Genomic DNA, 26,493 nt, shown 5'->3' with positions numbered 1-26,493 from the left:
GTCAGGCAACGAGCGTTTGGGTCAGGGCTTGTGTGATCGCGGCCCCATCGAGCCCTTTCTGGCCGATGACGACGAGACGGCCACGCCGCTCCTCACCCGCCCGCCACGGTCGGTCGAAGGTTTGCTGGAACCTGGCACCGACGCCCTGCACCAGGAGCCGCATCGGCTTGCCGGCAATGTCGAGAAAACCTTTGATGCGCAAAACGTCATGCCGTTCGGCCAGCGCCGCGAGGCGTTCCAGCATGGGCTCGGGCGCGGAAAGGGGCGCTATATCGATGACGAGGCTCTCGAAATCATCGTGATCATGCCCCTCTTCCGTATCGTGGTGCGAGGGGCGGGCTTCAAGATCATCCTCGGCCTTGGCGTCGAGACCGAGCAGGAGATCGGCTTCGACGCAGCCCTTTTCAATGGGCACGATTTTGACCGCACGCGGCACCAGCGCGTTGATTTCGGCGATAATATTTGCCCGCGTCTCGGAATCGATCAGATCAATCTTGTTCAGGAGAATGAGATCGGCGCAGAGCAATTGATCCTCATAGACTTCCTCAAGGGGATTATCATGCTCGATCGAAGGATCGGCGGAGCGCGCCGCGCCGAGTTTTTCCGGATCATCGGCAAAGCGCCCGGCCGCAACAGCAGCCGCGTCAACGACCGCGATGACGCCATCGACCGTGAGTTTGGAGCGGATCGCTGGCCAGTCGAAGGCCTTGACCAGAGGTTTCGGCAGAGCGAGGCCCGAGGTCTCGATGAGAATGTGATCGGGCAAGGGATCGAGTGTCAGAAGCCGTTCGATCGCGGGCAGGAAATCATCGGCAACGGTGCAGCAGATGCAGCCATTGGCGAGTTCGATGATCCGGTCCGGTTTGCACGCGGCATCACCACAATTTTGCAGGATTTCGCCATCGACGCCGACATCGCCGAATTCATTGATGAGAAGGGCGAGTTTGCGGCCGCCCGCATGCTCGATGAGATGGCGGATGAGCGTGGTCTTGCCGGCGCCGAGAAAGCCGGTGACGATGGTCGCGGGAATTTTGGAAAAACGCTGCAACAGACACCCCGGAAAAGGAGAGACGGGGTGTGAAAGCCGGCGCAATCCTGGCGAGATTGGCCACGCGACATCGCCTTGGGCCGGACCACCCCGCCGCCCCTCATCGATACGCACGGCAGGTCTCCTGGCTCGCGGATCATCGCCTCATGCCGCCTTCCCAGGATTGGTCCCAGTGGCTTTTGGCATGCAGCTCACCGCTCACAGTTGCGGGGGCAGCCAGGGCTTTGGCGGATGAGGCCGCACCCTGTTCCCTTGTGAACCCTCCAATGAGGGACCGTTGCGTGAGGGGAGCTTAGACCAAAAGCCATCAGAAAGAAAACGGTCTTGATTCAGACCTTCGAGCGAGGTCACCGCCGTTCCAGCTTCGTTCTTTACAAGCCAGGATGGCCTTTATAAACGGTGGGCAGGCCAATGGTCCGACCCTGACATTCGATCCGCGAATGTCAGGATCAGTCGGCCCACAAGTTATGGATCTGGTGGTGGAAAAATCTGACGCTTGAGAGCCAAGCGTCAGATTTTATCCATCAGGGAGCGGCCTTTCAAAGCGCTCACTTCTCACCCAAAGCGGAGCCCTGGATGGATTGGTCGCCGCAACAGGACGCGGCTCTGCGGGCGGTTGCAGCCTGGCTGAAGCGCGGCGAGCCTCAGGTGTTTCGCCTGTTCGGTTATGCCGGCACCGGCAAGACCACGCTCGCGCGCCGGATCGCCGAGGATCTCGACGAGACGGTCGCCTTTGCCGCCTATACCGGCAAGGCGGCTCTGGTTCTGCGCTCCAAGGGCTGCGAGGACGCCCGCACCATCCATAGTCTGATCTATCGCAGCCGGGGCGTTGAGGCGGAAACACCGTCCTTCGTGCTCAATGAGGAAAGCCCCGTCGCCAAGGTCGGGCTCGTCGTCATCGATGAATGTTCCATGGTCGATGAAGAATTGGGCCGCGACCTGCTCTCTTTCGGCAAACCGGTGCTGGTTCTGGGCGATCCGGCGCAATTGCCGCCGGTCAAGGGAGGTGGCTTCTTCACCGAGGGTGAACCAGACATCATGCTGACCGATGTGCATCGGCAGGCGGCGGATAATCCGATCATCCATATGTCGATGCTCATCCGCGAGGGCGGGACCCTGCCTTATGGGCGTTATGGCGAGAGCATGGTGATCGGCCGCGACGCCATTGATGCGGGGCAAGTGACCAGGGCCGATCAGGTGCTGGTCGGCCTCAACCGCACGCGGCGCGCCTATAACAAGCGTCTGCGGGAATTATTCGGCCATGCGGAGCCCATGCCGGAGGTGGGCGACAAGCTCGTCTGTCTGCGCAACGACAAGACCAAGGGTTTGTTGAACGGCGGGATCTGGATGGTCAAGGCGAATGCCGGGCTGCGCAAGAAGAAGCTGCAAATCGATGCCGTGCCCGAGGAGGATCAAACGCGCCGGCCGCTCCGGCTCTCAGTGCTTCCGGATTTCTTTGAAGGGACGGAAGAAAATTTGACCTATCAGCAGCGCCGCACCTCGGATGAATTTGATTACGGCTACGCCCTGACGGTCCACAAAGCGCAAGGCTCGCAATGGAACCGGCTCGTTTTGTTTGATGAAAGCTTCGCCTTTCGCGAGCATCGCAGCCGCTGGCTCTATACCGGGATCACGCGTGCGGCAGAACATCTGGTGATGGTGGTCTAGTATCCACCCTCATTGAAGCACGTCTCGTCGCGGTTCAATGAGGACAAGTGGATACGGTTTAAAAATCGACGTATCGAGAATCTGTGATTCTCGATACGTGTGACGATCATTGTGATGTCTGAAGACGGATACGGAACTTGTTCAAGGCCACCAGACACCACACGCCCTCGACGAGGCCGAAGGGCCAGGCGCCCTGGAGGAAGCCATAAAGGGAGCCGAGCGCGCATGCCATGGCAAAGGCAAGCGTCAGCCACGCCGCGCGTTCCTCAAAGGCATAAGTGAGAAGCATGGCTGTGACGGCGAAAAGGCCAAAGGCGGTCAGTCTGTCCATTGTGTCGTTTCAAACCGGGAATCAGGATCAGTTTGGGACCCGTTTGAGAGGCTTTCAAGGGCTAAGATGAGGACGCCTTCAGCCTCGTGACCCATTTGAGCAAGAGCCATGCTGGAGAGAACGGGCACGGTGGACTCCTGATGCAAGGCAAGGCAAAAGGAGGCCGGAGCCGATTCAAGGAGCGCCGCCCTTCATGGCCTTGACCGTCGAAAAACTCGCAATTCCGGATGTCTTGCTGATTCGCCCCAAAAAATTCGGGGATGCGCGCGGCTATTTTGCCGAAACTTATAATGCCCGCGCCTATTGCGAAGCCGGAATCGATTGCGTCTTTGTGCAAGACAATCAATCGCTGTCCGTGGAGAAGGGCACGATCCGTGGCCTGCACTTCCAGGTGCCGCCAGAGCCGCAGGCCAAATTGGTCCGCGTCTTGCGCGGCGCCATTCTCGATGTCGCGGTCGATCTGCGGCGCGGGAGCCCGCATTACGGTCAATGGTGCGGTGCGACTTTGACCGCCGAGGAAGGAGAACAGCTCTTCGTCCCACGCGGCTTCGCGCATGGCTTCTGCACGCTCATGCCCGAGACCGAAGTTGCCTATAAGGTCGATGGTTTCTATGCGCCCGGCTGCGACGCGGGCCTGCGTTATGATGATCCCGATATCAATATCCCCTGGCCGCTCGATGGGAAAGCGGCGATGATCTCGGATAAGGACGGCAAGCTCCCCTTCCTGCGTGATTTCAAGTCTCCCTTCACTTTCGAGGTGCCGGCATGATGGCGCGTTTTCTCGTGACCGGCGGTGCCGGCTTCATTGGCTCGGCCGTGGTCCGTCACCTGATCGAGGATACGCCGCACGAGGTTTGCGTCCTCGACAAGCTCACTTATGCTGGCAATCTCGATAATCTCGAACCGGTTGCCAAAAATCCGCGCTATCGTTTCAAGCAGGTGGATATTTGTGACCGGGCTGCGGTCGCGACACTCATAGCCTCCTACCAGCCCCGGATCATCATGCATCTGGCGGCGGAAAGCCATGTCGATCGCTCAATCGATGGGCCAGCGGCCTTTATCGAAACCAATCTCGTCGGCACATTCACTTTGCTCGAGGCGGCGCGTTGTTTCTGGCAAGACCTGCCGGGTGAAGAGAAAGCCGCTTTCCGCTTCCATCATGTCTCGACCGATGAAGTGTTTGGATCCCTCGGCGCGGACGGGTTTTTCCAAGAGACCACCGCTTATCAGCCGAACTCGCCCTATTCCGCCTCGAAAGCCGGCTCTGATCATCTGGTGCGCGCCTGGGGCCATACTTATGGCCTGCCGACTGTGACCTCCAATTGTTCGAATAATTACGGGCCCTATCATTTCCCCGAAAAACTGATTCCCCTGATGATCCTGAATGCGCTGGAGGGAAAGCCCCTGCCCGTCTACGGCAATGGCCAGAACATCCGTGATTGGCTCTATGTCGAGGATCATGCCCGCGCGCTCGTCGCCATAGCGCTCGCGGGCAGGCCGGGTGAAAGTTATAATGTCGGTGGCTGGAATGAGCGTGCCAATATTGATGTCGTGCAGGCGGTCTGCGCACTCGTTGATGAAATGGCGCCCGATGCAGCGATCGGTCCGCGTGAGAAACTCATCACTTTCGTCACCGACCGGCCGGGGCATGACGCACGCTATGCGATCGATGCCACCAAGATCAAACAGGATCTCGGCTGGACGCCGCGCGAAACATTCGAGACGGGCTTGCGGAAAACGGTGCGCTGGTATCTCGATCATCCAGAATGGTGGCAACGCATACGCTCAGGCCTTTATCGCGGCGAAAGACTCGGCGCTCTTGGTGGTGAGGGAGGCGCTATTGGCAAAGTCGCCTGATGCTCCGATCCTGGTCTTTGGCGCCGGCGGCCAATTGGGCCAGGAGGTTATGGCCCAAGGGTCTGCGCGCGGCCTGCCCGTTCAGGGTGTGAAGCGCGCCGAGGCCGATATTGGTGACGCCGCCGCTGTCACAGCGGCGATCGAGAGCCGCAAGCCGCGCCTGATCCTCAATGCCGCTGCCTTTACCGCCGTGGATAAGGCTGAAAGCGAACCCGAGGCCGCGCATCTTGCCAATGTCGTGGGTATTGAAATCCTCGCCAAGGCGGCCGCGCGTTTCGACGTGCCGCTCGTGCATATTTCCACCGATTATGTTTTTGACGGCTCGAAACAAGGAGCCTATGTCGAGAGTGATCCCATAAAGCCGCTTGGTGTCTATGGTGCGACCAAGGCCGAGGGCGAAGCCAGGCTGCGCGCGGCGGCGCCCAAACATATCATTTTGCGGACAGCCTGGGTGTTTGGCCCCTATGGAGCCAATTTTCTCAAAACCATGCTGCGGCTGGCGGGGGAACGCGATCTCTTGCGTGTCGTCGCCGATCAGCGCGGCTGCCCAACCGCGACGGCCGATATTGCCGCCGCTGTCTTTGCCATTGATCAAGCGCTCGATGCTCCTGCCGCCGATCTATGGGGCACCTATCATTTCGCCGGCGCGGATGCGACCACATGGCATGCATTCGCCGATGCGATCGTGGAGGCGCAGACCCGCTGGAGTGGCCGTCGTCCCAAGGTTGAGGCGATCACGACACAGGATTATCCGACGCCCGCGAAACGGCCACAGAATTCGGAACTCAACAGCGGCTTGTTTGCCGCGACTTTCGGCTATCGCGCCGCGCCTTTGGCGGAAAGGATCGCGGAAACCTTGGCAAGTCTTCGCACGGCCGCATAAAATCTGACATCTATTGCGTAGCCGTGAGGAACATATTGCCCGCAATGGGTGTTTGTTCGTAGGCGAGAGCGTGGCCGATACCAACGTGCCTTTGACGATCGGGGCCGTCGTCCACATCGGCAGCGCCAACGTAGGTCCATTGCTGGTTAGCCCCTAAAATTGAGGGCCATTCCATCAGACTTTCATGCGGTCTTGATACAGAGGGCCAGGCTCAATAATTCTCGAGTTCGATGATTTTTAAGGCATCGGAGAATCCTATGGCGTCCGCTGTTTCCTTGCAAAGTGCCCTGCGGGGCGAGACGCTGAATGTCATCGCGACAGGTTCATGGATAGGTGCCCATGCCGCGGCGCTCGAACCTTTGATCGAAGGGGTCAGGCGCGATGGGCGAGGACGGACGCTCTCTGTCGACATGCGTGGCGTGGACGAGATCGATACATTCGGAGCCTGTCTTCTTGAACGTTTGATTCAGAGCTGGAAAGCGGAAGGCAAGGAGACCACGATCACTGGCCTTTCTGATCGATTTGGCGATCTCGTCGCCGAAGTGGATCATGTCAGCCGTTCGATGAGTCAAGCGGCTGCCAAAAGAACATCTCTCGATAGTCTGAGAGCATTCGGCCGCGCGGCCATGGACCTCTGGCTCGACACTAGAAATTTTCTCGTCGTGCTGGGCAGGCTGGTAGCCGTCTTTTTGGTTGTGTTGCGCCACCCGAAAAAAATGCGGTTTACCTCTCTCGTGGCCCAACTCGATCGCGTTGGTCTTCAGGCCGTACCGATTATCTTGCTGATCACTTTCTTGATCGGCGGCATTATCGCTCAACAGGGCCTTTTCAATTTCCGGAAATTCGGCGCCGATACTTATGTCGTCGATCTTCTTGCCTTTCTTGTGCTGCGTGAATTAGGCGTCCTCATCGTCGCCATCATGGTGGCGGGTCGTTCCGGCAGTTCCTATACCGCCGAGATCGGCTCCATGAAAATGCGCGAGGAGATTGACGCTTTGCGGACAATGGGATTGGACCCCGTGGAGGTCCTTCTCTTGCCACGGGTTCTCGCGCTCGTTCTGGCCTTGCCGATGCTGACGTTTCTCGGCTTCATGGCGGCTCTTTATGGCGGGGGAGTCGTCTCCTGGATCTATGGCGGCATGAGCCCGCCAATTTTTATAGAACGTATACGGGATGCGGCTTCGCTGACTCAATTTGAGGTCGGTCTGATCAAGGCGCCGTTCATGGCTCTTGTGATCGGTGTTATTGCTTGTACCGAAGGCCTTGCCGTCCAAGGCAGTGCTGAATCCTTGGGTCTGCGGACGACATCATCCGTGGTCAAATCGATTTTTCTCATTATCGTGCTTGATGGTATCCTCGATCTGTTCTTCGCCGCGACTGGAATGTAAGTGATGGACTCTTCGAAGTCTCAGACAATCATCAATGTGCGCGACCTTGTCGTCGGCTTTGAGGACCAGACTGTCCTTGATCATCTTTCACTCGATGTGAAAAGGGGAGAAATTCTGGGTGTTGTCGGTGCCTCGGGCAGCGGTAAATCGGTTTTGCTCCGCACGATCATTGGCCTCGTTCCCAAGCGCGCCGGCCGGATTTCGATTCTCGATAATGATCGTGACGAGGCAACACCGGAGAAGATCCGCGAAATCGAACGGCACTGGGGCATCATGTTTCAGCAAGGCGCGCTCTTTTCATCGCTGACCGTACGCCAGAATGTCGAATTTCCCATGCGGGAACATTTGAACCTGTCGGACAGGCTCAGGGCTGAGGTGGCGAGAACCAAGCTTGGCATGGTCGGACTTTCCCCGGAAGATACGGAAAAATATCCTTCGGAACTTTCGGGCGGCATGACGAAGCGTGTGGCATTGGCCCGGGCTCTGGCACTCGATCCACAAATTGTGTTTCTCGATGAGCCGACCTCTGGTCTCGATCCCATCGCGGCCAGTGATTTCGATACATTGATCAAAACATTACAAAAGACACTCGGTCTCACCGTCTTCATGGTGACACATGATCTCGACAGTCTCCATACGGTCTGTAATCGGATTGCCGCGCTGTGTGATGGCAAGATGGTCGCTGAAGGGTCTTTCGACACCATGCTGGCGTCCACCCATCCTTGGGTCAAGGCTTATTTCCAAGGCACCCGCGCGCGTAATGCAACGCTGAGCGAGCCCTCTTCCGCATCGAGGCCCAATTAATGGAAACAACGGCGCGCTATCTTTGGGTTGGATTGTTCTCGCTGGCGGTCATCGCGGCGGGGTTCATCCTTTATCTCTGGTCGCATAATAGCGGCGGGCTGGCCAAGCATTCCTATTATCAGGTTCGTTTTGCGGGACCGGTCTCCGGCTTGCAGACGGGCTCCACAGTGCAATTCAATGGCATCCGCGTCGGCGAAGTCACCGCCCTGGCGCTTGATGCGCGCGACCCTTCGAGCCTCACGGCAACAATAGCCATTGCCCCCGGGACACCCGTCAGGTCGGATACAAAGATCGACATCAATTTCCAGGGATTGTTGGGAACACCCGCGATCGCCTTGAGCGGTGGGACATTGACGGCGCCTGAGCTGCATGGCTCGGAAACCCAGCCTCCTCTCCTCAGGGCCGATGCCTTAACGGGACAGGATCTTACGCAAGCCGCGCGGGCCGCGCTTCAGCACATTAACAAAATTCTCGATGATAATGCTGATTCCTTGAAAGGAACACTCGGTAATCTGAAAACCTTTACTGATGTCCTTGCCCGCAATACCGGCGATTTCGATAAAATCATTGCCGGCCTCGTCAAACTGGCGGGTGGAGGGCCGGAGGCGAAGCCAAAACCTGTCTACGATTTGACAGTGACACAGGCCACTCCCGCGCCCGCGCCGAAAGGCAAGAAGCTCGGCCAGATCGTCATCGCGGAACCGACGACCACCGTCGTCTTCGACACGCAACGCCTCTTGGCGCGCTCAAAGGATGGCGAGTTTACACCGCAAGGCGAAATGCAATGGGCGGATTCGATCCCGAAGCTCGTCCAGGAAAAGATGGTACAAAGTTTCGAGAATGAAGGGTTGATCGGCTCGGTGACCGCTCCTGTCGAGGGCGTAACCCGCCAATATCAGCTGCTGACCGATATCAGAAACTTTGCCGTCACATCGGACTCTCGTCCATCAGCCGATGTCGAACTCTCGGTCAAACTGATGAACGAGGAAGGGCATGTGATCGCCGGTAAGATTTTCCATGTCACCGTTCCGGTCGAGAGCGAGGATACGTCGAAAGTGGTTGCCGCTTTTAGTCAGGCCTTCAATCAAGCCATGACTGAACTCATTAGCTGGACAAGGCAAACGATTGCGGGGTGAGGATGTTTGACGTTGGCGCTTGCGAGGTCACGCCTTGCACAGGCCTTGCGCCATTGAGACGTGTGTTCTATAAATAAAACAATTGATCGTTTTAACGAACGGTCTCCGAAAGGCGCTTCCTCTATTCCAGCTCTTGCCTTACGGATCATAAGGGGGACAATCGGCCGATCCTGACGTGCGGATGAGTTTTGGAGACCGGCGCGGTGCCTTCGATCGGGTGGCGGAATCATGAACGACATCAAGGAGCATAAGGGAGACTCCCCGGCACGCGGTGATTTCACCGCTTTGGGCCTGCGGGCCGAAGCCGAGCCCTTGCGCCCCGGCCTTTATGTGGTGGCGACGCCAATCGGCAATCTCGCCGATATTTCGCTCCGCGCGCTTTCGACCCTCGCCGCCGCCGATGCCGTCCTTGCCGAGGATACGCGCGTCACCAAAATTCTGCTTGCCCATTACGGCATTGCGACGCCGCTCGTCGCCTATCACGAACATAATGCCGCTGTGATGCGTCCGCATCTTCTCGCTCGGCTCGAACGAGGCGCGGCCCTGGCGCTCGTGTCGGACGCGGGAACACCGTTGATTTCCGATCCTGGTTTCAAGCTCGTCGCCGAGGCTTTGGAACGGCAGATCGCCGTCACGTCGGTGCCGGGAGCCTCGGCGGTTCTCGCCGCCCTCGTCGTCGCCGGCCTGCCGACGGATCGTTTCTTTTTCGAGGGTTTTTTGCCGGTCAAATCCGGACCGCGCCGGCAACGAATCAGTGCCTTGGCCGCTGTTCCTGGCACGCTCGTCTTTTTCGAATCGCCGCGCCGGGTGGCCGAAACCCTCGCCGATCTCGCCGCCGTATTGGGCGATCGGCCTTGCGCTTTGGCGCGAGAACTCACCAAATATTTTGAAACCGTGCGGCGCGGGACCCTGAGCGAACTGGCTACGACTTTGGCCGAGGAACCGCCACCCAAGGGCGAGATCGTGCTGCTGGTCGGGGGGCCGACAGAAACAGAGGAAGCCTCCGCCGAGGATCTTGACGCACAGCTTGGCAAGGCGCTCGAAACCCTGTCGGTCAAGGATGCCGCCGCTGTCGTGGCCGCGGCGACCGGCCAGCCGCGCCGCAAGGTCTATGCGCGGGCGCTCGAACTGACGACGCGCGGCTCGTGAAATCTAGAAAAGAAGCCCGCCGACGCGCGCACCGCTTTGGCCTTTGGGCGGAATCGCTCGCCATCCTCTGGCTACGCATGCGCTTCTATCGCATTCTCGATCGTCGTTTTTTCGTCAAAGGCGGTGAAATCGACATTGTCGCGCACCGGGGCGATACGATCGCTTTTATCGAGGTCAAGGCGCGCCCGACCCTGGATGAGGCTTTGCTGGCGATTGATGCCGTCAAGCGCCGCCGCCTGTCGCTCGCGGCCCGCTATTGGCTCGCCGCCCATCCTTGGGCCGCGTCCCATGTGTTGCGCGGTGATGCACTCTGCATTGCGCCCTGGTGCTGGCCGCGCCATATACCAGCCGCCATCCCGTTGGATATCGGCTAAAACGGATGGTGCCGCGGCGCAAATTCTATCGTCCATGCGCCTAATGCGCTATGGTCTCTCCATCACGAGTCGAGATTTGGGCACGAGGCTTGATTGTGCGGGTGGCTTGGCTCCCTGGGGATGGCTCCAGCGCGACGCATGGCCGAAGAGAATCGACAGGAAACACTCTTCGCATGGAAAGGTTTGGTGATATTTCCACTCCTCTTGCTGCTCTGCCACCCCGCCGCGTCGCGGATTCCGAGCAGGGAATTTCCGCCAATCTCATCGCGGTCCTGGCCGCCGTCACCTGCGGCGAGCCGCGGGTCCTGACGATCCAGGATCAGAATGCGCTTCCCTCTGGTCCCTTCCAATTGGCGCATCGTTCCTTGCAAGCCGGCCTGCGCGCCTGGGTTGAACGCCAGACTCATCTGCCTTTGGGCTATGTCGAGCAGCTTTATACGTTCGCGGATCGGGATAGGGGCAAGGCTTCGGCCGGCGCGTCCGAACAGCCGGCCATTTCGATCAGCTATTTGGGCCTGACCCGCGAACAGCCGGCTTCGGGCGAATATGAGGCGAGCTGGCGCAGTTGGTATCTCTATTTTCCCTGGGAGGATCATCGCACCGGTGTACCGCCCATGATCGAGGAGAGCTTGCTGCCGCGCCTGGAGAGTTGGGCCATGGGCGACAGAAGCCTTGCCCAAGACCGCTGGCAAAGAATTGCCATGACCTTTGGTCTTGAGGGACGGGCCTGGAACGAGGAACTCGTCCTACAGCGTTATGAATTGCTCTATGAGGCGGGCCTCATTCCCGAAGCCTGGCGGGACGGCGCCGCTATATTGCCAACGGTCGGGGGCCGGCCGATGATTCTCGACCATCGGCGGATTCTCGCGACCGGCATCGCACGGCTCAGGGCGAAGATCAAATATCACCCAGTTGTGTTCGAACTGATGCCGGAAACTTTTACCCTGCTGCAATTGCAACGGTGCGTCGAGGCCCTGGCGGGGCGGCTGGTGCATAAGCAGAATTTTCGCCGCCTGATCGAGCAGCAGGAACTGGTCGAGGAAACCGGTGAAACCACGCCCGATACAGGTGGCAGACCGGCTAAACTCTTCCGTTTCCGGCGCGAGGTTTTGGCTGAAAGGGCAATCGTTGGGACCAAGCTCCCCATTCAGCGGGCTTGACAAATCTTATGCTCATCCCCAGCATATGGTCCTATAATACTCAAAGGGAGTATAAGGATGGGCTTGAGGATGGATATGGCCCCAGAGACGCTCGATGCGGCCCTGGATGTGACGATTTCTATGGAGCGGCAGGACGCCGCCGTGCCGGAACTGCTGTTACATGGTCTCGAATCGCCCGAGGCCCGTGATCTTCCGGCGCGTGATCTCTATGCGAAGCTCCGCCATACGATTCCCGCGTTCGAATGGCCTGTTTACGCGCAAGAGATTGACGCCATTATGACGTTGAAGGAACGGCGCAATGCCGTCGTGCTCGCGCATAATTACCAGACGCCGGATATTTACCATTGCGTCTCTGATCTCGTCGGAGACAGTCTCGCCTTGGCGCGCGAGGCGATGAACGTCGAGGCTGATGTCATTGTGCTGGCCGGCGTGCATTTCATGGCTGAGACGGCGAAACTTCTCAATCCGGAGAAAACCGTCCTTATTCCCGATCTCGGCGCCGGCTGCTCCTTGGCCGAATCAATCACGCCCGAAGATGTGCGCGCCTTGCGCCGCCGCTATCCCGGCGTGCCGATTGTCACTTATGTGAACACCTCGGCCGCCGTGAAGGCCGAATCGGACATTTGCTGCACCTCCGGCAATGCCAAGGCTGTGGTGGAATCTTTGGGCGTGCCGCGCGTCATCATGATCCCGGACGAATATCTGGCGCAGAATATTGCCGCCGAGACGGGCGTCGAGATCATCACCTGGAAAGGCCATTGCGAGGTGCATGAGCGCTTCGAGCCCGAGGATATCCGGCAATTGCGCGAGGATTATCCTGGTGTGACGGTGCTTGCTCATCCCGAATGCCCGCCCGAGGTCGTGAAGGAAGCCGATTTTTCCGGTTCGACCGCGATGATGTCGGCCTATGTCGCACGCGAGAAGCCGCAGCGCGTCGTGCTCCTGACGGAATGTTCGATGAGCGATAATGTCGCGGTCCATCACCCGGATCTCGAATTCATTCGTCCCTGCAATCTCTGCCCGCATATGAAGAAAATCACCTTGGGCAACATCCGCCATGCGCTGGAGACGATGACGCATGAAGTGACGATCGACCCGGAAGTGGCCGGGCGGGCGCGTCTTGCCGTCGAGCGCATGCTGGCCGTGAAATGACCCAGTCCCGGATGACCGAATTTCACGATGTCGGGGGCGCACCGATCATCATCGGCGGCGGCATTGCGGGGCTGATGACGGCGCTGACACTGGCGCCGCGGCCCGTCGTCCTTCTGGCCAAATCGCCGCTTGGCCATGAAGCGTCGAGCGTGCTCGCGCAGGGCGGCGTTGCCGTGAGCCTTGACGCCGATGATAGCGTCGATCTCCATCTCGCCGATACTTTGGCGGCGGGCGATGGTCTTTGCGATGCGGCGGCGGCGCGCGCCATCCTTGCCGCCGGGCCCGCCATGATCGAGGAATTGGTGCGCCTCGGCGTGCCTTTCGACCGCGATGCCAAGGGCGAACTTGCGCTCGGCCTTGAGGCTGCTCATAGCCGGAGGCGCATCGTTCATGCGGGCGGTGATTCGACGGGGCACGCGATCGTCAAAACCTTGATGGCCCGCATTCAGGCAACGCCTTCGGTCACTTTGATCGAACGGGTAGCAGCGCGCCGGATCCTCGTCGAGGATGGGGGCGTGGTTGGCGTCCTCGCCAATACGCATTGCGGTCCGGTGGTGTTTCCGACCGATAAAGTGATCATTGCAACAGGCGGCATCGGTGCCCTTTATGAATATGGGACCAATCCCGCCGGTTCTTTTGGCCAGGGGCTGGCGCTCGCTGCGCGGGCTGGTGCGATCATGGGCGATCTTGAATTCGTTCAGTTCCATCCGACCGCGCTCGATAGCGATTCATTTCCGCTGAAACTGATCAGCGAGGCGGTGCGCGGCGAAGGCGCCATCCTTGTCGATGAGCAAGGGCATCGTTTCATGAGTGGCGTGCCGGGGGGGGAACTCGCCCCGCGCGATGTCGTGGCGCGCGCCGTCTGGAAACAGATGCAGGCGGGACATAAAGTCTTTCTCGATGCGCGTGAAAAACCGGGCGTGGATTTTCCAAAGCGTTTCCCGGCCGTCACCGCCTTGTGCAAGGCCGCGGGCATCGATCCCGTGCGCCAGCCGATCCCGATCCGTCCGGCGGCGCATTATCATATGGGCGGCATCAAGGTGGATGGTTCAGGCCGCTCCTCGATCGACGGCCTTTGGGCTTGCGGCGAGGCCGCCTGCACGGGCCTCCACGGCGCCAATCGGCTGGCCAGCAATTCGCTCCTCGAAGCCGCTGTCTGCGGCCGCCGCGTTGCCGAAGATATTGCGGGCGGCAAGATCAAGGGCAAGTCACTGCTCCGGGCGCGAGCCGAGCGGCAGGCCAATGCCGTGCCGGCACCGGGGCCGAGCGATCCTGCATTGGTGCGGCCGATTGTTTCGCGCGGAATCGGCGTGTTGCGGGACGCTCAAGGCCTGCGCGAAGCCATAGCGGATCTTTATCCGCTCGCGACCGGCGAAACACCCGCCAGTGATGCGGCGACAGTCGGCCTGATGATCGCCGTTGCAGCACTTCGGCGAGAGGAAAGCCGCGGTGCACATATGCGCACGGATTTCCCCAACCACGCCTCCGAAGCCAGGCGCACGAGCCTGTGTCTTGAGGATGCTTTGGCGCAAGCGCGTGAAAATTTGCCGGAACCCGTCGTTTAATCCCAGGACCAATCCATGACGAGCGCGCCCGCTCCTATCTCCCCGCAATTACCTCGTCTCCTGGTTGAGCCCCTGGTGCGTGCCGCGCTCCTCGAAGATCTCGGCCGGGCGGGCGATATTACGAGCGATGCCATCGTCCCCGCGCATCAGCAGGCGCGCATGGCGCTCAACGCCCGCCAGCCAGGCATTGTCAGTGGACTATCCGCCGCCAAGCTCGCGTTCGAACTGATCGATCCCGCCATTGCCGTCACGGTTCATCACCCCGATGGAACGCGGATCAAGCCGGGCGACGTCATCGCCCATATTGCTGGGCCGGCACGCAGTATCCTGACCGCGGAGCGTGTGGCGCTGAATTTCCTCGGCCATTTGAGCGGGGTCGCGAGCGCGACCGCCACTTTGGTGGCCGCTGTTGCCTATACACGCGCGCAAATCGTCTGCACGCGCAAGACGACGCCGGGCCTGCGCAGCCTGGAAAAGCTGGCGGTGCGCCATGGCGGCGGCGGCAACCATCGCTTCGGCCTCGACGATGCCATGCTGATCAAGGATAATCACGTGGCTTTGGCGGGCGGCATCACGGAAGCCCTGCGGCGGGCGAAACAGGGAGCCGGCCATCTCGTGAAAATCGAGCTGGAAGTGGACACGCTCGCCCAATTGGAAGAGGCGCTCGCCGAAGGCGTCGATGCCGTCCTACTCGATAATATGACCCCCGAGCTTCTTTCCCAGGCCGTGGTCATGGTCGCGGGCCGCGCCATTACCGAAGCCTCGGGCCGAGTGACGCCGGAGACGGCGACGGCCATTGCCGAGAGTGGCGTTGATCTGATTTCGGTCGGTTGGGTGACGCATAGCGCCGCTGTTCTGGATATTGGCCTCGATTTTTGCCCGTGATACGGAAGCCAAGCCGCGCTTGCGCCTTGCCGAACGGCTGGTCTAGATCGTAAACTCCAAAGTGCAGCCTGTTTGGAATCAGGCGTTCCCGGGGCTTTGCGCCTTCGGGCCGGTAGCTCAATGGTTAGAGCCGGCCGCTCATAACGGTCTGGTTGCAGGTTCGAGTCCTGCCCGGCCCACCAGTTTTTAAATAAGCCTGTTGCGGGTGGCCTCCTCGCCTGCTCTTAAAACAACAAATCTCAGCAGTTCCCTTGCCGGCGAAACCGGGGTAAAGCGATTCGAATCGGAGCGTGGCCCTGGGTTTTTAGCGATCATCAGACCAACGCCGGCCCTCTCCGAACAAAAAAACGGACGAGGCCCCCTTGCAGACAAAGCCCGATCTCGATGAAGCCCGGCGCGTCTTGCAAGAGGTTTTTGGGTTTGCTGATTTTCGTCCGGGGCAGGCTGAGATCCTGCAAGCCGTGCTCGATGGCGACGATATTCTCGCCATCATGCCGACGGGAGCTGGCAAATCGCTCTGCTACCAATTGCCGGCTCTGCTGCGGCCGGGTTTGACGGTCGTGGTTTCGCCGCTGATCGCTCTCATGCGCGATCAGGTCGAGCAGTTGAAGCAGCGCGGCGTTCCGGCGGCGGCTTTGAATTCGACCAATAGCGGCCAGGACAATGCCATGATCGAGGCGGCCCTGCTTAAGGGTCGTTATCGCCTTGTCTATGTCGCGCCGGAGCGTTTCGTCCGCGCCGATACTTTATCCATGCTGCGGCGCGCAGGCGCCGATCTGCTCGCCATCGATGAGGCCCATTGCGTTTCGCAATGGGGGCATGATTTCCGGCCGGAATATCGTGCCTTGGGCGAAAGCCTCGTGGCGCTCGGCCGGCCGCAGATTGTCGCCGTCACCGCGACCGCCGATGGGCCGACGCGCGCTGAAATCATGGAGCGGCTGTTTCCCGCCGAACCCCGGCAGTTCATCCGCTCTTTCGACCGGCCCAATTTGCGGCTCGCCATGCAGCGCAAGCATAAGCCTGTGCAACAGATCCTGGCGATGATCGCCCGCCACAAGGGAGAGAGCGGCATTATCTATTGCGCCTCGCGCAAGGGCGTCGAGAAACTGACCGAGATCTTGAGCGCGCAAGGCATATTTGCGCTGCCCTATCATGCGGGCCTGGCGCCCGAAATCCGGGCGGCGCATCAGGATATGTTCGTGCGCCATGAGAATGTGGTCATTGTGGCGACCATCGCTTTCGGCATGGGGATCGACAAGCCGGATGTGCGCTTTGTCTGCCATGCCGATCTGCCGGGCAGTATCGAGGCCTATTATCAGGAAATCGGCCGCGCCGGCCGCGATGGCCTGCCTGCCGACACGCTGACTTTGTTCGGTGAGGCCGATATCCGTCTGCGTGAGCGCCAGATCGAGGACAACGACGCCGCGCCCGAACGCAAAAGGCTCGACCGGCGCAAATTACAGGAGCTGATCGCGCTTTGTGAGACGCCGCGTTGCCGCCGCCAGACTTTGCTCGCGGCCTTTGGCGAACAGTCTGAACCTTGCGGCAATTGTGATATTTGTGAGGGCCGCTGGCCCTTGTTCGATGGCGTTGTCGCGGCGCAAAAAGTCATGTCGGCGATTCTACGGACATCGGGCCGTTTCTTTTCCGGTCATCTCGCCCATCTGCTGATTGGCCATGCGACCGAGGCGATCAAACGCCATAGCCACGATCTTTTGCCGACTTTCGGCGTCGGGCGCGAATTCACGCTCTCGGAATGGCGCAGCATTTTCCACCAATTGCATGCCCTGAACCTGATCGAACAGGATGAGGAGGATCGCGACCGCTGGTGTTTGACGCAAGGCGGGCGAGCGGTCTTGCGGGGGGAGGCGGAACTGACTTTGCGCGGGGAAATGGCCTTGCCCACCGGGCGCAGCGCCGATATTCGCAAAAGCCTGCGCGAGATCGAAAGCGGCGCGGAGGCAGATTATGCCGATCGTGATCTCGCCCAAAAAGCATTTACCCGAGAGCCGCCGCAAATTTCTTCGGCCGATCTGACGATTCATGAAACGAGGCTGTTCGTCGCGCTGAAAGCGGAGCGCTTGTCTCTCGCTAAGGCGCAGAAACAGCCGCCTTATGTTATTTTTCATGATGCCGTATTGGTCGAAATCGCTCGGCGGGCGCCGCGCGATGAGGCCCAATTGCTGGAAATTCATGGTATTGGTCCGGCCAAGGCAGCCCGTTACGGCGAGGCCATGCTTGCTGTCGTCGCCCGTCACGAACAAGCCTGAATAGTGCAAACTCGAAGATCCAACCAAGGTCTCGCGTGTCCGAGTCTCCCTCCGGCTTTCCCCAATCGCCCTCCGGACCCTCCACGGTTCCGGCCGCCGCGTCAGCGCCGCTGACGCGCTCGGAAATTCTCTGGATTTTCTCAGGCCTCATGCTCGCCATGTTGCTGAGCTCGATGGACCAGACCATTGTCGCGACGGCCATGCCGACGATCGGCCGTGATCTTGGCGATGTCGAACATCTGCCTTGGGTCGTGACCGCTTATCTTCTGGCGGCGACCGCCGCCACGCCGCTTGGCGGTAAGCTGGCCGATATTTACGGCCGCCGCATTATCCTGCTCACCTCGCTCGGCCTGTTTCTCTTGGGGTCCATCGCCTGTGGCCTTGCGCGGTCCATGACCCTTTTGATCCTGGCGCGCGGCCTCCAGGGTCTGGGGGGCGGCGGTCTGATCTCGCTGGCGCAAACCATCATTGCCGACCTCGTCACCCCGCGCGAGCGCGCGACCTATCAGATCCATATCGCCTCGGTTTTCATGGCTTCGAGCCTTGGCGGCCCGGTGCTTGGCGGTTTTCTGGCGCAGCATGGCCATTGGTCGCTGATTTTCTGGATCAATATCCCCTTCAGCCTCGCCGCTTTGTTCATGTGCGGCAAATATTTGCGCAAGCTGCCGCGGCGCGAGCATCCTCACAAGCTCGATCTCGTCGGCGCCGTCTTGCTCCTCACCGCGACGACGAGTCTTTTGCTCGCCTTGAGTACCGGCGCGGCGCAGGGGTGGACGTCGCCCTTTGTGGCGATGCTTATCGTGCTGAGCCTTGTGAGTTGGACAAGCCTCATCTTTTGGCTGCACAGGACCGCCGAGCCCCTGATCCCGATTGCCCTGCTGCATGATAATGTCGTTGCCCGCGCCACGCTCGGGGCCTCGCTTAGCATCGGCGTCTTCATCTCCCTGTCGATCTATATGCCGCTCTATTTCGAGGCCTATCGCCATTTGAGCGCGAGCCAGTCGGGCCTTGCTCTTCTGCCGCTCATGGCCGGCACGGTCATTGGCTCGACCCTATCTGGCCGGCTCATGATCAGGGTGATCCATTATAAGCGCGTGCCGCTCGCGGGGCTTGCTATTGCCTTTAGCGCCACCTGTCTGCTCGCTGCCGAGTCGATGACCCTGCCCTTGCCCTGGCTCTCCATCATTCTGGGTCTGGTCAGCATGGGGCTCGGCCTCGTTTTGACCATTTCGACGGTTTCGGTCCAGAATGCGACGCCCCCGCATCAGCTCGGCACCGCGACGGCAGTGATGAATCTCTGTCGTCAGCTCGTCGCTGCAATCATCGTCGCGATTTTCGGCGCCATGATTCTTGGCTCGGGGCGAGGCGTGGAGAGTGTTTCGGCCGAGGGTTTGAGCCCTGACGAACAAAGGCTGCTTGGTTCCTCTTACACCTACGTCTTCATTGCCGCCGCTGGTCTTATGGCGATCGCTTTTTGCGCCTATTTGCGCATGGAGGAGCGGCCGCTGACCGGATCGCGGTCATCCGACCACCCTGCTTCTTCCTAAAGCCCGCCGCTGATGGGGCTTCTCATGCCATCGCTCATATTGTAGAGCCTGATCCGCGCAAAAGGGAGCAAGATGCATGACGCAAGCGGAGACGGCGATTCTCGAAACATTCGATATTTTGCGTTTGTTGCAATCGCTCCCGCATCGCTATCCGTTTTTGATGGTCGATCGGATCATCGAGGCGCGTGGCGACGAATCCGGCATCGGCATCAAGAATGTCAGCGTCAACGAACCGCAATTCCAGGGCCATTTCCCGGAGCGGCCGGTCATGCCCGGCGTCCTCTTGATCGAGGGCATGGCGCAGACGGCGGGCGCGCTCTGCGTCAATGCCCATGCGGGCGGCGTGAAGCCGCCGCTCGTCTATTTCATGACGATCGACAAGGCGAAATTCCGTAAGCCCGTCACGCCCGGTGACCGGGTCGAGTTCCACATGAAAAAGACCAATCGCCGCAAGGATATGTGGTGGTACAAGGGGCAGGCCTTCGTCGATGGGACTCTGGTCTGCGAGGCGGAAATCGCCGCCATGCTGGCGCCGCAGAAATCAGCGTGAGGCGGGTCGCTTTGTTATAAATGATTGTTCTTTGTGAAGAAGCGGGAGGCAAATCCGATTCCCGCGCTTGCTTCCTTGGTATAGGAAAACAGCTTAGGATTTTTGCCTTGGCCCGGGCAGACAAAAACGATAATCGAGGAGCCTGGAAACCTTTTGATTTGCCCGCCTCAGCGGCCGTGCCTGGCCAAAGCCACGATTGATTTCGCTTTTCATGAGCAAAATCAATGCTGTCCATTATATAACGACAAACAAACTGGCCCAAGTTTGCTGAAAGCGCCAAACCAGAAAATGGTACCACTTTCGAAGATCTGGAGCCTTGGACACGATTCCATTCGATTGTCCGCAGCTCTAGCCAGCCTGTGATCGGCTCTGGCCGTTCCATCCATTTTGGTCCAGCCTTGTCTGATGCTGTTTTATACAGGATGATCAGTCGGCCAGGACGGGTAATAATAGCTTGCGTAGGGGGAGTTGTCGGTGGAGCCGAACGTTCTCGATCAAACCGAACTCGTCAATCAGATTCTCGAGGTGATCGTCAGTGAGGGAATGGTCGATCGTGAGAAGGTCACGCTCGATGCCACGATCGAAAGCCTGGATCTGAAATCGATTGATATCGTCATGATTCTCACCGCGATCGAGGAAAAATTCGACGTCTATATTCCCATGGACGCGCCTTTCCACGAAGCCACTGACGTCAAAAGTCTCATTGACGCGATTGCCGCCTATATCATCAAGGAAAAGACCAAAACAGAATGAATGATCGGGGCGGAATGTTTGATTCGGGACTGAACGGCGCGGGAAATAAGGGCCAGAGGCGCGTGGTCATCACCGGTATGGGAGCGGTCTCGGCTGCTGGTGTCGGTGCTCAGGCTTTGTGGCAAGCGGCTCGCGATGGGCGCTCCTGCATCGCCGAAACCCAATTCGTCCGCCCCTATCGCGGCCGTATTCGGCGGACCGCGCAAGTGCATGATTTCGTGCCGGAAGATCATCTCGATTCCAATGTCCTGCCGATGTGTGACCCCGTCACACAATATCTCCTGGTGGCGGCCGACGAGGCCATGGCGCAGGCGGGCCTTTCACGCTCAGAGCGGCTCGGATCAAGGGCGGCGGCCATTATCGGCACGGGCGTTGGCGGCATGCATACGATCGAGAATGGCCTCCATCTCGCTCTGATCGAACAGGGTCGTCCCTATCCCCTGACTGTTCCCAAACTTATTCCGAGCTCCTGCCCCTCGCATATCAGCATTCGCTACGGCGTAATGGGTCCGAGTTTCGCGGTCGCGAGCGCTTGTTCCTCAGCCACCCAGGCGATTGGGATCGGCGCGCATATGATCCGTGCCGGTCTGGTCGATCGCGCCATTGTCGGTGGCACGGAGGATTGCCTCACCAATAGTTCCATGCTCGCCTGGGAAGCCTTGCGTGTGCTGACGCCCGATTTCTGCCGGCCTTTCTCGAAAGGGCGCAACGGCATGGTGCTCGGCGCCGGTGCGGGGGTTTTCATTCTTGAGGCCGAGGAGGTTGCTCTCGCCCGTGGTGCCCAGCCCCTGGCGGAACTTGCCGGCTATGGCACGTCGACCGATGCCAAGGATCACGTCCGTCCAGATCCGCAAGGCTGCGCTACCTCGATGACCAATGCCTTGCTGGATGCGGGCCTTGCACCGGATGATATCGATTACATCAATGCGCATGGCACCGGCACGGTCATCAACGATACCAATGAATCGGAAGCTGTCGGCATCGTGTTCGGTGATCGGAAACCGCCGATTTCTTCCAGCAAGCCGATCCATGGCCATGGGCTCGGCGCGGGTGGTGCCCTTGAATTGGTGGTAACGATCAATGCCGTGCGGGAGAATATCGCGCCGCCGACGATCAATTTCAGCGAGGCCGATGCGAAATGCCCGGTCGATGCAATCCCCAACAAGGCGCGCGCAATGCCGATCCGTGTCGCTCTCTCCAATTCCTTCGCCTTTGGCGGCATCAATGCGACGCTTGTGGTGCGGCAGGTCTAAGCAGCCTTGCGTGGCCAAAGCCACGATTGATTTTGCTTTTTTAAGCAAAATCAATGCTGCCAAGAATTTTAAGTATAAGCAAACTTTGGAAAGTTTGCTTAGGGCGGTCTGGGAGCGGTTTAGCTGTTGAGCGCATCACCTGAAAACCGGGATTTCGTGCGCCTTGATCCTTTCACGGTGCGGACCGATCGCTCCGAGGTCGAGGCTTTCGCTCGCGCGACCGGCTGGCGGGGAGCCGTCGAAACGGTGCCCTTCACTTTTCCGTTCCGCTGGCTGACGGGGCCGATCCCACGAGCCGCCATCAACCGGCTGCTCGGATCCGAAACGGCGATCCTGCCGGTGCACGAGGGGCAGACCTTTGAACGGATCCGCGATTGGCAAATGGATCGGGACTATCGTCTGACGCTCGATCTGCGGCGCGAGAATGCGCCTGATCGCCTGACCTTGCGGGCCTCCATCGCGACGCGGGAAGGCGATCCCTGTGGCACGTTGGAAACCGTGCTGCGCCTTGTCTCACGACAGGATTTGCAAGCCTGATACGGACCGTTTGATGCGATTGCCGGGCACACCGAACGATTGTGACCCATGATCTCAACGATGAGCCGATAAGCTTTTTTGAACATGATGCGTTCATCTGAATCATGGCATCATGGTTTCAATCTTTGAAAAAACTCGACCCGTAAAATTCGGCCGGGAGGTGGCGTCCATTTGAGTTCCCATGCTTTGGGGAATTAGAATTGCGCGCGCCTCATCTGCATCTCCCGCATTTTCATCTTCCTTTGCATTTTCGGGATCGGCCACTTGCGGGCAAGCCTGATCCTTCCGTGCCATTCCACTGGAAGCTCTACATCTGCGAGAGCCTGGCAACGGCGATCTTGATGATCTGCGGCATTATCTCCGTCACGCTCCTGACCGCGCCCGGCAGTCCTGTTGCTGAGCTGCTTGGGGCTCATTCTACTGTGCAAATCGCGCTATGCGGCCTGTGTTTCGGCCTTTCGGGGTCGATTGCAGCCTATACGCCCTTCGGCAAGGTCAGTGGCGCCCATCTCAATCCGTCCGTCACCCTGGCCTTTCTGCTCGCTGGCAGGATCGTCTGGCTCGATGCATTCGGCTATTTCTCCGCCCAGATCATCGGTGCGATTGAGGGGACCTTGCTGGTGTCCCTGTTCGGCGACGCCGTCGAGCCATGGGGGCAATGGGCTTATGCCGCCCATTACGCGGCGACCATTCCCAATCCTCAGGTCAGCGCCTTTATTCCGCTGCTCTCCGAAACCGGTGTGACGGCGCTTTTGATCGGCATGCTCTACTGGCTCGCCTCGCATCAGGAAATGCGCTGGCTGACGCCCTGGGCGGGTGGCCTTTTCTTTCTGGTGATGAACCCGCTGACCGCCTGGCTGTCCGGCAATAGTGTCAATCTGGCAAGGAGTTTCGCGCCCGCCGTGTTTTCAGCGGAATGGAGCGGCTTCTGGATTTATATCCTCGGCCCCTTCGCCGGTTCGGCCCTGGCCGTTTATTGCATCAAGACCGATCTGTTCGGCAAGATTCATCTTGCCGAGGCGCGGCTTATCAATTTCGGCCACAAAGGCCGCGTGCCGGATCTGACCAATCCCGAGGCCAAGAGCCCCTGACTCCGCCGAAAGGGAACACTCAAAATTCCAGCGTCTTTAGGAACAGTCTTTCTGGACGCGTTCCAGCGCTTGGCTGAGGCCGCCGAGTGAATAAATATCCGTCGTCACATGGCCTTTGATCGATGGCGCGCTGATTACGAGCTTCGAGCCCCTTTTCAGCGCCTCGATGAAAGGCGTTTCCTCGGCCGGATTTTTCACCCAGGCATTGGTGCCTTTGACGACGAGATCGAAACGTGCATTGCCGATTTCGGCCTTGGCACTGCTGCCGTCCTTCATCGGGAAGCCCATGATGATGGAGATTTCATTGCGGACATTTTCCGCCGGCCGCTGCGAGATGAAAATATAGGCCGGATCGCGTTTCAGCCCTCCCGGCTGGCGTTCCTTGGGCATCGCCAAGGCATAGCAGGTCTTGTCCTTCCCCTGAGCGAGATAGGCGCCCCACTCGCCAAAACTCGCGACAAGCATGGGTTTGCCGCTCTTTTTCGGATCGCTGCTCTTGGTGTCTTCCGTCTTGGTCTTCTCGGCATGTTTTGCGCTCACGGCCCGGGCCTCGTGCTGGAGCGCGCCATGGCTCGCGCTCATATCCTTGTGCGCAGTGGCGGAGGGCGTGCCCGATGGCACAGCGCCGAGGACCGGGAGAGGCAAGAGGGGCAGTAAAGCGAAGCAGAGAAGCAGGCTGTTGCGGTCCAGGCGCCGGGACGGGGAAGAGAAAGGATTCATGGGGTGAGGGAACTCCAAGGCCTGGTATTGATCTCTGATCTGAAAATACGACGGGATCTTGTAAAGAGCCCGATCCAGATCATCCTAGCTTTCAAGGGCGACAGGTTTCGTCAAGGGTCTCTTTATCAGGCCCAAGGTCAGGAAGAATGACCATTGGGACGCTTTCGAATTTTTGAACTCCCGAAGAAAACGAAAATTCGCGACTGGAACCAGGGGGTGCTTGAGTCGAAAGTTGGGTTACTTCCGGTATGAAATCTATTTTCGTTAAAATCATCTCAATAAAACATTAATCGAACGTCGGATCCACCATGGGTGCACGAGAACATCGGGCTCTAGCGGGGATCGTGCCGTGGAGGCCCGACGACGGTCTCAGGCGGCGATGACGACGCGTGCCGAACGATGCATGAGTGAATCCCATAAGCGGGATCTGCTTCCGGGTCTGATGGCATTATCCCGGAGTGCGCGGGCACGTTCAGATGATTCACGACGACCATCGTGGAGCGCACGAGAGTCTTGCACCGGTACATGAGGATAAAAAGGAAGGCTCAAAGACCGGAGGTTTTGGCGGCGGCGAGGATCTCGCCCGGACGCTCAAGATCGCCGCGCTGCAACAGCACGACATAGCCCGCTTGCGTATCCGTCGGCTTGGGAATTTCAAAAGTCGCTTCAGCGCCGGTCCAGTCGCCAAGTTTGTCCATGGCTTTCACGACATTTGTGTAAGTGAGGCTGCGTCCGGCATTTTCTCCGCGGCGGATTTGCACGGTACTCGTGGGTTCGACCCGGAAAAGATAGATCGAGGCCGGCGCGCCCTTGCCCGCTGTAATATCAATATGCAAGCTCGAGGCGGTTTCGCTTAAGCGGATTTTTGCGGTTTCCGCAAAGCTTCGCTCGCTAAAGCGGGTGAGGATCGTCTCGATCTCCTCGGCATTGCTGCCGACGACGGCGATCAATCCGTTGAGCACGGCTTGCGGCGTGTAAATCTGGCCGTCACCGCGCACCTCGGCATAGGCTTTCTGGCGGGCAGTGAACGCTGGCGAGGCAAACGTATCCTTCCAGCCATTATAGTCCCAATAGTCGATCGGCAGGGTTAAAACGACGAGATCGGGACGCCCCGCCAGGGACGTGAGCAGTTTATCGGCCGGCAGGCAGGAGGCGCAGCCCTGGCTCGTGAACAGTTCCACCACATTGCGCGGAGCGTCCGACGGCTGGGAGACCGCGTTGAAGGCCGCCAGACTCATGAGCATGGTCAAGCCGCAAGCGAGCATCAGGCGTGGGAGATGGGACATAAGCAGGCGAGCCCGTTCTAGTTACATTTCCTCTGCGTATCGTGGCTTTATGATTTTTTTCCTCACGGCGGTTCCCGGCTCAAGCGGGGAGCGTCGTGGAGGACCATGGTCGCAACGCACCGGCTGAGACTGCTCACGCCGCGAGCGGATAGATCCACAAATTCAAATCAGCCTTACGCGTGCTTGTTGAGCAAACTTTGCCTTGCCAAGTGAACTTGCCACAAGTGAACTTGCCAAGTGAGCCCGTAGCCAAGTGAACGCGTAGAGCGAACCTATGGAGCGAACATGGCGCCTTTCGGCTATTCCACCGCGAAAGATTAGTCCAGAACCTCCAATGGGCCAGTCAATTCGTGGTGAGGGCGGACTTGTCTAAAAGCTTTTCAGACTCTGTGCTAAGCGGTGGTCCTGGAAGGGCTTTCCTTCGTGGCCTGGACAGCTTAAAACTTAAGTGTCTTGGAGGGGTACCCCATGGTTTCGACGAGCCTTCGTTTGCGTTCCCTGCTGGCTGCCGTTCTACTTGGATTGACCGTTTCCGCCTGCGGTTACAACACGATTCCCACCCTGGAGGAGCAGGCCAAGGCGCGCTGGTCGGATGTGCAGAATCAATATCAGCGCCGCGCCGATCTCATTCCCAATCTGGTCGCCACCGTCCAAGGCTATGCGAATCAGGAAAAAGAGGTCCTGACCGCGGTCGTCGAGGCGCGAGCCAAGGCGACATCCGTGAAGATCGATGCCTCGCAATTGACCGATCCGGACAAGCTCAAGCAATTCCAGGATGCACAGAATCAATTGTCGGGCGCGCTCGGACGCCTCCTGGCGGTGACCGAAAATTATCCCGATCTGAAGTCCAATCAGAATTTCCTGGCGCTGCAATCGCAGCTTGAGGGCACGGAAAATCGCATCGCCGTGGCGCGCCGCGACTATATTGACGCCGTGCGGACCTTCAATACGGAATTGCGGACCTTCCCGACCGTGCTCTGGGCTAAAACCGTCTTCATGGGCACCAAGCCGATGGCCGAATTCGCAGCATCCGAGACGGCGCAGACCCCGCCACAAGTCAATTTCAATAAGTGATCATCCTTTAGA

Annotated in this window: 25 protein-coding genes, 1 tRNA gene and 1 riboswitch; of the genes, 22 read left to right on the top strand and 4 right to left on the bottom strand. The window is 59.1% G+C overall.

Features of this window, described 5'->3' with window-relative positions:
• Position 1: 1 nt before the first annotated feature.
• The gene (cobW, locus tag BIND_RS17820; RefSeq protein WP_012386411.1) at positions 2–1,048 is read right to left on the bottom strand and encodes a cobalamin biosynthesis protein CobW; all 1,047 of its coding nucleotides are present in this window, start codon (positions 1,046–1,048) and stop codon (positions 2–4) included.
• Between the two features lie 97 nt (positions 1,049–1,145).
• Positions 1,146–1,343, bottom strand: a riboswitch (cobalamin riboswitch).
• Positions 1,344–1,624: 281 nt separating this feature from the next.
• Between cobW and BIND_RS17815 the strand changes: the two genes are divergently transcribed.
• On the top strand, positions 1,625–2,716 hold the full coding sequence (locus BIND_RS17815) for an ATP-dependent DNA helicase (protein ID WP_012386410.1): 1,092 nt from the start codon (positions 1,625–1,627) through the stop codon (positions 2,714–2,716).
• 106 nt (positions 2,717–2,822) lie between these two features.
• On the opposite strand, the gene BIND_RS17810 is transcribed toward BIND_RS17815, so the two are convergent.
• Positions 2,823–3,047 carry a hypothetical protein gene (locus BIND_RS17810; protein WP_012386409.1) on the bottom strand — a complete coding sequence of 75 codons (225 nt, stop codon included), beginning with the start codon at positions 3,045–3,047 and terminating at the stop codon, positions 2,823–2,825.
• A gap of 193 nt (positions 3,048–3,240) precedes the next feature.
• Here BIND_RS17810 and rfbC point away from each other — a divergent pair, with 193 nt between their 5' ends.
• The 20 genes from rfbC to BIND_RS17710 all read left to right on the top strand — a co-directional run bounded on the left by rfbC (position 3,241) and on the right by BIND_RS17710 (position 23,401).
• A complete protein-coding gene (rfbC, locus tag BIND_RS17805) occupies positions 3,241–3,816 on the top strand; it encodes a dTDP-4-dehydrorhamnose 3,5-epimerase (RefSeq protein ID WP_012386408.1) in 576 nt (191 codons plus the stop codon).
• Positions 3,813–4,904 carry a dTDP-glucose 4,6-dehydratase gene (rfbB, locus tag BIND_RS17800; RefSeq protein ID WP_012386407.1) on the top strand — a complete coding sequence of 364 codons (1,092 nt, stop codon included), beginning with the start codon at positions 3,813–3,815 and terminating at the stop codon, positions 4,902–4,904. Before rfbC ends, rfbB begins: the two co-directional genes overlap by 4 nt.
• Positions 4,888–5,787 (top strand): dTDP-4-dehydrorhamnose reductase, encoded by a 900-nt coding sequence (rfbD, locus tag BIND_RS17795; RefSeq protein WP_012386406.1) that lies wholly within the window; start codon positions 4,888–4,890, stop codon positions 5,785–5,787. The genes rfbB and rfbD overlap by 17 nt, the downstream gene beginning before the upstream one ends.
• Positions 5,788–6,044: 257 nt before the next feature.
• The gene (locus tag BIND_RS17790) at positions 6,045–7,175 is read left to right on the top strand and encodes an MlaE family lipid ABC transporter permease subunit (RefSeq protein WP_012386405.1); all 1,131 of its coding nucleotides are present in this window, start codon (positions 6,045–6,047) and stop codon (positions 7,173–7,175) included.
• A gap of 3 nt (positions 7,176–7,178) precedes the next feature.
• The gene (locus tag BIND_RS17785; protein WP_012386404.1) at positions 7,179–7,979 is read left to right on the top strand and encodes an ABC transporter ATP-binding protein; all 801 of its coding nucleotides are present in this window, start codon (positions 7,179–7,181) and stop codon (positions 7,977–7,979) included.
• The gene (locus tag BIND_RS17780; RefSeq protein WP_012386403.1) at positions 7,979–9,115 is read left to right on the top strand and encodes an ABC-type transport auxiliary lipoprotein family protein; all 1,137 of its coding nucleotides are present in this window, start codon (positions 7,979–7,981) and stop codon (positions 9,113–9,115) included. Before BIND_RS17785 ends, BIND_RS17780 begins: the two co-directional genes overlap by 1 nt.
• 228 nt (positions 9,116–9,343) lie before the next feature.
• Positions 9,344–10,264, top strand: coding sequence for a 16S rRNA (cytidine(1402)-2'-O)-methyltransferase (gene rsmI, locus BIND_RS17775; RefSeq protein ID WP_012386402.1), 921 nt, complete (start codon positions 9,344–9,346; stop codon positions 10,262–10,264).
• The gene (locus BIND_RS17770; RefSeq protein WP_012386401.1) at positions 10,261–10,638 is read left to right on the top strand and encodes a YraN family protein; all 378 of its coding nucleotides are present in this window, start codon (positions 10,261–10,263) and stop codon (positions 10,636–10,638) included. Before rsmI ends, BIND_RS17770 begins: the two co-directional genes overlap by 4 nt.
• A 173-nt stretch (positions 10,639–10,811) precedes the next feature.
• The gene (locus BIND_RS17765) at positions 10,812–11,798 is read left to right on the top strand and encodes an NUDIX hydrolase (RefSeq protein ID WP_012386400.1); all 987 of its coding nucleotides are present in this window, start codon (positions 10,812–10,814) and stop codon (positions 11,796–11,798) included.
• Between the two features lie 69 nt (positions 11,799–11,867).
• Positions 11,868–12,950 carry a quinolinate synthase NadA gene (nadA, locus tag BIND_RS17760; RefSeq protein ID WP_244395916.1) on the top strand — a complete coding sequence of 361 codons (1,083 nt, stop codon included), beginning with the start codon at positions 11,868–11,870 and terminating at the stop codon, positions 12,948–12,950.
• Positions 12,947–14,515 carry an L-aspartate oxidase gene (locus BIND_RS17755; RefSeq protein WP_012386398.1) on the top strand — a complete coding sequence of 523 codons (1,569 nt, stop codon included), beginning with the start codon at positions 12,947–12,949 and terminating at the stop codon, positions 14,513–14,515. The genes nadA and BIND_RS17755 overlap by 4 nt, the downstream gene beginning before the upstream one ends.
• Positions 14,516–14,530: 15 nt before the next feature.
• Positions 14,531–15,400 carry a carboxylating nicotinate-nucleotide diphosphorylase gene (nadC, locus tag BIND_RS17750; protein ID WP_012386397.1) on the top strand — a complete coding sequence of 290 codons (870 nt, stop codon included), beginning with the start codon at positions 14,531–14,533 and terminating at the stop codon, positions 15,398–15,400.
• A gap of 106 nt (positions 15,401–15,506) precedes the next feature.
• Positions 15,507–15,582, top strand: a tRNA-Ile gene (locus tag BIND_RS17745).
• Between the two features lie 180 nt (positions 15,583–15,762).
• Complete coding sequence (gene recQ / locus BIND_RS17740; protein ID WP_012386396.1) at positions 15,763–17,670, top strand: DNA helicase RecQ; 1,908 nt, start codon at positions 15,763–15,765, stop codon at positions 17,668–17,670.
• 35 nt (positions 17,671–17,705) lie between these two features.
• Positions 17,706–19,217 (top strand): MFS transporter, encoded by a 1,512-nt coding sequence (locus BIND_RS17735; RefSeq protein ID WP_012386395.1) that lies wholly within the window; start codon positions 17,706–17,708, stop codon positions 19,215–19,217.
• Between the two features lie 76 nt (positions 19,218–19,293).
• Positions 19,294–19,767 (top strand): 3-hydroxyacyl-ACP dehydratase FabZ, encoded by a 474-nt coding sequence (gene fabZ, locus BIND_RS17730; RefSeq protein WP_012386394.1) that lies wholly within the window; start codon positions 19,294–19,296, stop codon positions 19,765–19,767.
• Positions 19,768–20,241: 474 nt separating this feature from the next.
• Positions 20,242–20,520 carry an acyl carrier protein gene (locus BIND_RS17725; protein WP_012386393.1) on the top strand — a complete coding sequence of 93 codons (279 nt, stop codon included), beginning with the start codon at positions 20,242–20,244 and terminating at the stop codon, positions 20,518–20,520.
• Positions 20,521–20,534: 14 nt separating this feature from the next.
• The gene (locus BIND_RS17720) at positions 20,535–21,773 is read left to right on the top strand and encodes a beta-ketoacyl-[acyl-carrier-protein] synthase family protein (RefSeq protein ID WP_041779014.1); all 1,239 of its coding nucleotides are present in this window, start codon (positions 20,535–20,537) and stop codon (positions 21,771–21,773) included.
• Positions 21,774–21,899: 126 nt separating this feature from the next.
• Positions 21,900–22,310 carry a hypothetical protein gene (locus tag BIND_RS17715; protein ID WP_012386391.1) on the top strand — a complete coding sequence of 137 codons (411 nt, stop codon included), beginning with the start codon at positions 21,900–21,902 and terminating at the stop codon, positions 22,308–22,310.
• 200 nt (positions 22,311–22,510) lie between these two features.
• A complete protein-coding gene (locus BIND_RS17710; protein ID WP_012386390.1) occupies positions 22,511–23,401 on the top strand; it encodes an MIP/aquaporin family protein in 891 nt (296 codons plus the stop codon).
• A gap of 36 nt (positions 23,402–23,437) precedes the next feature.
• Here BIND_RS17710 and BIND_RS20305 read toward each other — a convergent pair whose 3' ends face one another.
• Together BIND_RS20305 and BIND_RS17700 are read right to left on the bottom strand one after the other, a co-directional pair.
• A complete protein-coding gene (locus BIND_RS20305) occupies positions 23,438–24,121 on the bottom strand; it encodes an invasion associated locus B family protein (RefSeq protein WP_012386389.1) in 684 nt (227 codons plus the stop codon).
• 545 nt (positions 24,122–24,666) lie between these two features.
• Positions 24,667–25,407, bottom strand: a complete 741-nt coding sequence (locus tag BIND_RS17700) for a DUF1223 domain-containing protein (protein WP_012386388.1) — start codon at positions 25,405–25,407, stop codon at positions 24,667–24,669.
• A gap of 468 nt (positions 25,408–25,875) precedes the next feature.
• On the opposite strand from BIND_RS17700, the gene BIND_RS17695 reads away from it, so the two are divergent.
• Positions 25,876–26,481, top strand: a complete 606-nt coding sequence (locus BIND_RS17695) for a LemA family protein (RefSeq protein ID WP_012386387.1) — start codon at positions 25,876–25,878, stop codon at positions 26,479–26,481.
• Positions 26,482–26,493: the final 12 nt, after the last annotated feature.

Source organism: Beijerinckia indica subsp. indica ATCC 9039, from assembly GCF_000019845.1.
In the GTDB taxonomy this organism is placed as follows: Bacteria; Pseudomonadota; Alphaproteobacteria; order Rhizobiales; family Beijerinckiaceae; genus Beijerinckia; species Beijerinckia indica.
This window is presented reverse-complemented; position numbering and strand designations above follow the sequence as displayed.